At 70.8% G+C, this 6,000-nt stretch carries 4 protein-coding genes; 1 reads left to right on the top strand and 3 read right to left on the bottom strand.

Annotated features, from left to right (window positions below; all coding sequences use genetic code 11):
* Positions 1-222: 222 nt before the first annotated feature.
* Both uvrA and KHC27_RS20150 read right to left on the bottom strand, forming a co-directional pair.
* Positions 223-3,126, bottom strand: coding sequence for an excinuclease ABC subunit UvrA (uvrA, locus tag KHC27_RS20155; RefSeq protein WP_213341617.1), 2,904 nt, complete (start codon positions 3,124-3,126; stop codon positions 223-225).
* 100 nt (positions 3,127-3,226) lie between these two features.
* Positions 3,227-3,403, bottom strand: coding sequence for a hypothetical protein (locus tag KHC27_RS20150; RefSeq protein ID WP_213341615.1), 177 nt, complete (start codon positions 3,401-3,403; stop codon positions 3,227-3,229).
* A 282-nt stretch (positions 3,404-3,685) separates the two neighbouring features.
* Here KHC27_RS20150 and ssb point away from each other — a divergent pair, with 282 nt between their 5' ends.
* Positions 3,686-4,258: a single-stranded DNA-binding protein gene (gene ssb / locus KHC27_RS20145; RefSeq protein WP_213341613.1), complete on the top strand. Its 573-nt coding sequence runs from the start codon at positions 3,686-3,688 to the stop codon at positions 4,256-4,258.
* A 39-nt stretch (positions 4,259-4,297) separates the two neighbouring features.
* Here ssb and KHC27_RS20140 read toward each other — a convergent pair whose 3' ends face one another.
* Positions 4,298-4,924: a MarC family protein gene (locus KHC27_RS20140; protein WP_213341611.1), complete on the bottom strand. Its 627-nt coding sequence runs from the start codon at positions 4,922-4,924 to the stop codon at positions 4,298-4,300.
* Positions 4,925-6,000 lie beyond the last annotated feature (1,076 nt).

Here is a 6,000-nt window from a genome sequence, read left to right as displayed (position 1 = left end):
GCGTTACTCCCTCCGCCACGGCCACCGCACCCGTCCCACGCCCCGGTCGCTCCGGCACGTCCCTTCGGCGGGGACAGATGAGCCAAGAATCCCAGATGATAGGACGATTGTCTAGGATTATTTTCTGATCGCGGGCCACGCCAGATAGAAGGCCACCCTCTTCTGATTCCGGCCGGGGGGTCGGCACGGGGCGCCCGGCCCGGCGCGGCGCCCGCTGCCGCCCTATTCGGCGGCGCTGCGGGCCTTGATCGGGCGGCGGGCCAGCACCTCGGCGAGGAAACGGCCGGTGTGGCTGCGCTTTTCCCGGGTCACCTGTTCCGGCGTGCCGGCGGCGACGATCTCGCCACCGCCGTCGCCACCCTCCGGCCCGAGATCGATGACCCAGTCGGCGGTCTTGATGACCTCCAGATTGTGCTCGATCACCACCACGGTGTTGCCCTGCTCGACCAGCTCGTGCAGCACTTCCATCAGCTTGGCGACGTCGTGGAAATGCAGCCCGGTGGTGGGCTCGTCGAGGATGTAGAGCGTGCGGCCGGTGGCCCGGCGCGACAGTTCCTTGGAGAGCTTGACGCGCTGCGCCTCGCCGCCGGACAGGGTGTTGGCCTGCTGCCCGACCTTGATGTAGCCGAGCCCGACCCGCGCCAGCGTCTCCAGCTTCTCCCGCACCGCCGGCACCGCCTTGAAGAACTCGGCGCCCTCATCCACCGTCATGTCCAGCACGTCGGCGATCGACTTGTTGCGGAAGGCGACCTCCAGCGTCTCGCGGTTGTAGCGCTTGCCCTTGCAGACGTCGCAGGTGACATAGACGTCGGGCAGGAAGTGCATTTCGATCTTGATGACGCCGTCGCCCTGGCAGGCCTCGCAGCGCCCGCCCTTCACGTTGAAGGAGAAGCGGCCGGGGCCGTAGCCGCGGGCCTTGGCTTCCGGCAGGCCGGCGAACCACTCGCGGATCGGGGTGAAGGCGCCGGTATAGGTCGCGGGATTCGAGCGGGGGGTGCGCCCGATCGGCGACTGGTCGATGTCGATGACCTTGTCGAGATGCTCCAGCCCCTCCAGCCGGTCGTGCGGCGCCGGCGGATCGAACGCGCCGTTCAGCCGCCGCGCCACCGCCTTGTACAGCGTGTCGACCAGCAGGGTGGACTTGCCGCCGCCGGAGACGCCGGTGACCGCGGTGAACAGGCCGAGCGGCACCTCGGCCGTGACGTTCTTCAGGTTGTTGCCATGGGCGCCGACCAGCCGGAGCAGGCGCTTCGGGTTCGGCTTGCGGCGCTTCGGCACCGGCACGGCGAGGGCACCGGTGAGATATTTGCCGGTCAGGGAGTTGGGGTCGGCGAGGATCTGGGCGGGCGTGCCCTGCGCCACGATCCGGCCGCCATGCACGCCGGCGCCGGGGCCGACATCCACCACATAGTCCGCCGCCAGTATGGCGTCCTCGTCATGCTCGACCACGATCACGGTATTGCCGAGGTCGCGGAGCCGCCGCAGCGTGCCGAGCAGGCGCTCATTGTCGCGCTGGTGCAGGCCGATCGAGGGCTCGTCCAGCACATAGAGCACGCCGGTGAGGCCCGAGCCGATCTGCGAGGCGAGGCGGATGCGCTGGCTTTCCCCGCCCGACAGCGTGCCCGAGGCACGGGACAGGGTGAGATAATCGAGCCCCACATCCAGCAGGAAGGCGAGCCGCTCGCGGATCTCCTTCAGGATGCGCACGGCGATCTCGTTCTGCTTGTCGCTGAGGGTGGCCGGCAGTTCCTCGAACCAGCCCAGCGCGGCCCGCACCGAAAGCTCCGCCGCCTCGCCGATGTGGCGGCCATGGATCTTCACCGCCAGCGCCTCGGGCTTCAGCCGGAAGCCATGGCAGGCGGCGCAGGGCACCGGCGAGAAATACTTGCCGATCTCCTCGCGGGCCCATTCGCTGTCGGTCTCGCGCCAGCGCCGCTCCAGATTGGTGACGATGCCCTCGAACGCCTTGGAGGTCTCATAGGCGCGGGAGCCGTCGTCATAGACGAAGCGGATCACCTCGCCGGCCGAGCCGTGCAGGATGACGTTGCGCACCTTTTCCGGCAGCTCCGCCCACGGCGTGGTGAGCTTGACGCCGTAATGGCGGGCGAGGGCGTCGAGGGTCTGGCCGTAATAGGGCGAGGACGACTTCGCCCAGGGCGCCAGCGCGCCCTGCTTGAGGGTGCGGGTCTTGTCCGGCACCACGAGGTCCGGGTCGATCTTGCTCTCATGGCCGAGCCCGTCGCACACCGGGCAGGCGCCGAACGGGTTGTTGAAGGAGAACAGCCGGGGCTCGATCTCTGGAATGGTGAAGCCGGAGACGGGGCAGGCGAACTTCTCCGAGAAGATGATCCGGCGCGGCGAGCCGTCCTCCTCCTGCGCGTCGGCATATTCCAGCACGGCGATGCCGTCGGCGAGGCCGAGCGCGGTTTCCAGCGAATCCGCCAGCCGCCCGGCAATGTCCGGGCGCACCACCAGGCGGTCCACCACCACGTCGATGTCGTGCTTCAGCTTCTTGTCGAGCGCCGGCGCCTCGGCGATCTCGTGGAAGGTGCCGTCGATCTTGACCCGCTGGAACCCCTTCTTCTGGAAGTCGGCCAGTTCCTTGCGGTATTCGCCCTTGCGGCCGCGCACGACCGGGGCGAGGAGGTAGAGCCGCGTCTTCTCCGGCAGCGCCAGGGTGCGGTCCACCATCTGGCTCACGGTCTGGCTCTCGATCGGCAGGCCGGTGGCGGGCGAATAGGGCACGCCCACCCGCGCCCACAGCAGGCGCATATAGTCATAGATCTCGGTGACGGTGCCCACGGTCGAGCGCGGGTTCTTGGACGTGGTCTTCTGCTCGATGGAGATGGCCGGCGACAGCCCGTCGATCTGGTCGACATCCGGCTTCTGCATCATCTCCAGAAACTGCCGGGCATAGGCCGAGAGGCTCTCGACATAGCGGCGCTGGCCCTCGGCATAGATGGTGTCGAAGGCGAGCGAGGATTTGCCGGAGCCGGACAGGCCGGTGAACACCACCAGGCTGTCGCGCGGAATCTCGAGGTCCACGTTCTTGAGGTTGTGCTCGCGGGCGCCGCGGATCGAGATCGTCCGGGCGTCGCGGCGGGGGCTCTCCACGCGGTCCTTCATTCTGGCCTTCCGGGCATTGCGGCGTTCAGGGGCACGCCGTGCTCACGGGCACGGCGGCGTTCAGGCGATCGGTGGGGCGGGCGGCCGGGGCCGCCGCGCCTCAGGGCAGGGCGCCGATCAGGTGGAGACAGCTCAGCGCGGCGAGGCCGGCGGCCACGACGAGCATGAGCCAGCCGGCGGCGTCGCGGCGGGAGGCCTCGGCGCGCAGCGCGAGGGCACGTGTGGCGGCGGGCCGCGACGGACGGGCGCGCGGCGGCGAGGTATCGGTGTTCCTCATCATCATGGCTCCAAGATAGTGATGCGCCGGCCCGGCGCCAGCCGCCCGTCCCTGCTTCTACGCCGGAATCGCAGCCTCGTATCTGCGCTTGCGCAAAAGCTAGGGCAATGTTAGGAACAAAACAAGAACTCGATTGAACGCGGTTGGGGTTCGTTGCGGTCGGTCCGCGGCGACCCCACCATATGTGGACAAGGCGCCGCGCCGACTGACCCCGAGGGGCAGGTCGGCTAGGATGCGGCCAGACAGGGCGCCGCCACCGGCGCGATGGGACGGAGAACGGGAATGGCGGGCAGCGTCAACAAGGTGATCCTGGTCGGCAATCTCGGCCGCGACCCGGAAGTGCGGACCTTCCAGAACGGCGGACGGGTGTGCAACCTGCGCATCGCGACCTCGGAGACCTGGCGCGACAAGGCCTCGGGCGAGCGCAAGGAGCGCACCGAATGGCACAGCGTCGTGATCTTCAACGAGAACCTGCTGCGGGTGGCGGAACAGTATCTGCGCAAGGGCTCCAAGGTCTATATCGAAGGCCAGCTCGAAACCCGCAAGGCGACCGACCAGGGCGGCGCCGAGCGCTATTTCACCGAAGTGGTGCTGCGTCCGTTCCGTGGGGAACTGACCCTGCTGGACAGCCGTGGCGGCGGTTCCGAAGGCGCGGGTGACGATTTCGGCTCCAGCGGTTCCGATTTCGGCTCCGGGGGCACCGGCTTCGGCGGCGGCAGCTTCAGCGGGCGCGGTGGCGGCGAGCGCAAGCCGGCCCCGGCGGGCGGCTTCGGCTCGGGCGGCTCCGGCGGGGGCGCGGGCGGCGGCTTCGGTGGCGGGCGCGGCGGCGATCTCGACGACGAGATTCCGTTCTGAGCGCGACCACGCCGCGCGGCCGCAGGTAAGGCGCGGGCCTCAGGCGAAGAACGCGCCGCGTATGCCGTCGATGACGAACTGAACGGCGAGGGCGGTCAGCACCACGCCGAGCAGCCGGGTGAGGATGGCGTTGCCGGTCACGCCGAGCAGGCGGTTGGTGCGGTCGGCGGCGAGATAGACCGCGAGGCAGAGACCGACCACCACGGCGGTGATGGCGAAGAGGCCGGCGAGTCGGATCGGGTCGCCCCTGGCTTCGCCCGCCAGCAGCATCATCGCGGTGATGGCGCCGGGCCCCGCCATCAGCGGGATGGCGAGGGGGAACACCGCGAGATTGTGCAGCCGGTGTTCGCGCGCCGAATTCTCGACTTCGTCCGGCGCCCGCTCGGTGCGGCGGGCGAAGACCATCTCGAAGGAGATGGCGAACAGCAGCAGGCCGCCGGCGATGCGGAAGGCGGGCAGGGTGATGCCCAGCGCATGAAGCAGCGGCGCGCCGATGGCGCCGAAGGTGGCGAGGATGGCAAGCGCGATAGCGGTGGCGCGCAACGCCACCTTGCGGCGCTCCTCGGTCGAGAGGCCGCCGGTCACGCCGAGGAACAGCGGCGCCAGCCCGATCGGATCGAGCACCACCAGCATCGTTATCGCCGCCGAGACGAAATAGTCGAACATCGCGTGCGCCGCCCCCGCGGCGCCACGCCGCGCGGCGATCCTGACCGGATTCCCCGGTAACGGGAAGACGTCCGCCGCCGTGGCGGGCGGGGCGCGATGGCCGCCCGGCGCTTCTATTCGCCCAGAGCCCCACCCGGGCTCCGGGCTCCGGGCCGGCCGGGCGGGGCGGCGGACCGTGTGGCGGGCCGTCTGCGGAACACGCGCTCCCGGCGGCCCGTGCCCGGCCTTCCCCCATGCGTGGCGCCGGGCGCCATGGCCGGTGCCACGGCGGAGGCGGCTCGGGCCGGCCGGCTCCAGCGCAGGCATCCGGCGGGAACGACGCCGCCGGTCACCAGCAGCGCCCCGGCGCGGTAGAGCCGCCAGCGGCCGCCCGGCGGCAGGTCCGGCACGACGACCGCCATGGCGGAATCGCTCCACACCGGCGTTGCGCCGGCCGCGCCCGGCGCATGCATGGCGGCGCCGGGCGCCACGTCGCGGGGCCGGCCGTGGCGGTCGTGCCAGCAGGAGCTGCGCGAGCGCGGCGCACCGGGCCGCCGCCGGGCCCGCTCCGGCCGGCGAGCAGCTTGGCGCCCGGCGCCATCGGCACGAGGCCGAAGCGGGCCAGCCGGCCGAGGTCCCATGCCGACGGACAGGTGGTGTCGAGCCGGAGGCGATGGAGGCCGGGCAGCTTGTCGACAGCACCGCGTCGAGGCAGCTTGTCGACAGCACCGCGTCGAGCAGGTGCGAGAGCCCGAAGCCCAGCATCACCGCCGCGGCGCGGCGTCGCCCTTCGGCCGCCCGCCGGTTGCGCCACAGCCCGAATTCCTCCCGCCAGCGCCAGAGCGCGTACATGGCGAGGTGAAGACGCCGTCCCGCGGCACCTGCGGCCGCGGGCCGGCCGTTCCGGGCACGAGGCCGAACGGATGGCGCAACGGCAGGAGCGGGTGCAGCGGGATTGCGTCGCGGAAGCCGCCGATGCCGCCCCCCAGCGACACGCCCCAGCCGATCGTCGCCCTCCACCGCATGCCGGTGCCTCCCGCTCATCGGCCGACGCTCGGGCGGGGAGCCGGTCTCACCTTTCGGGAGGTATTGGAAGA

The organism is Ancylobacter lacus (genome assembly GCF_018390635.1).
Lineage (GTDB): Bacteria > Pseudomonadota > Alphaproteobacteria > Rhizobiales > Xanthobacteraceae > Ancylobacter > Ancylobacter lacus.
Note: the sequence above shows the minus strand (reverse complement) of the source record. Positions and strands in the feature narration are given on the sequence as shown.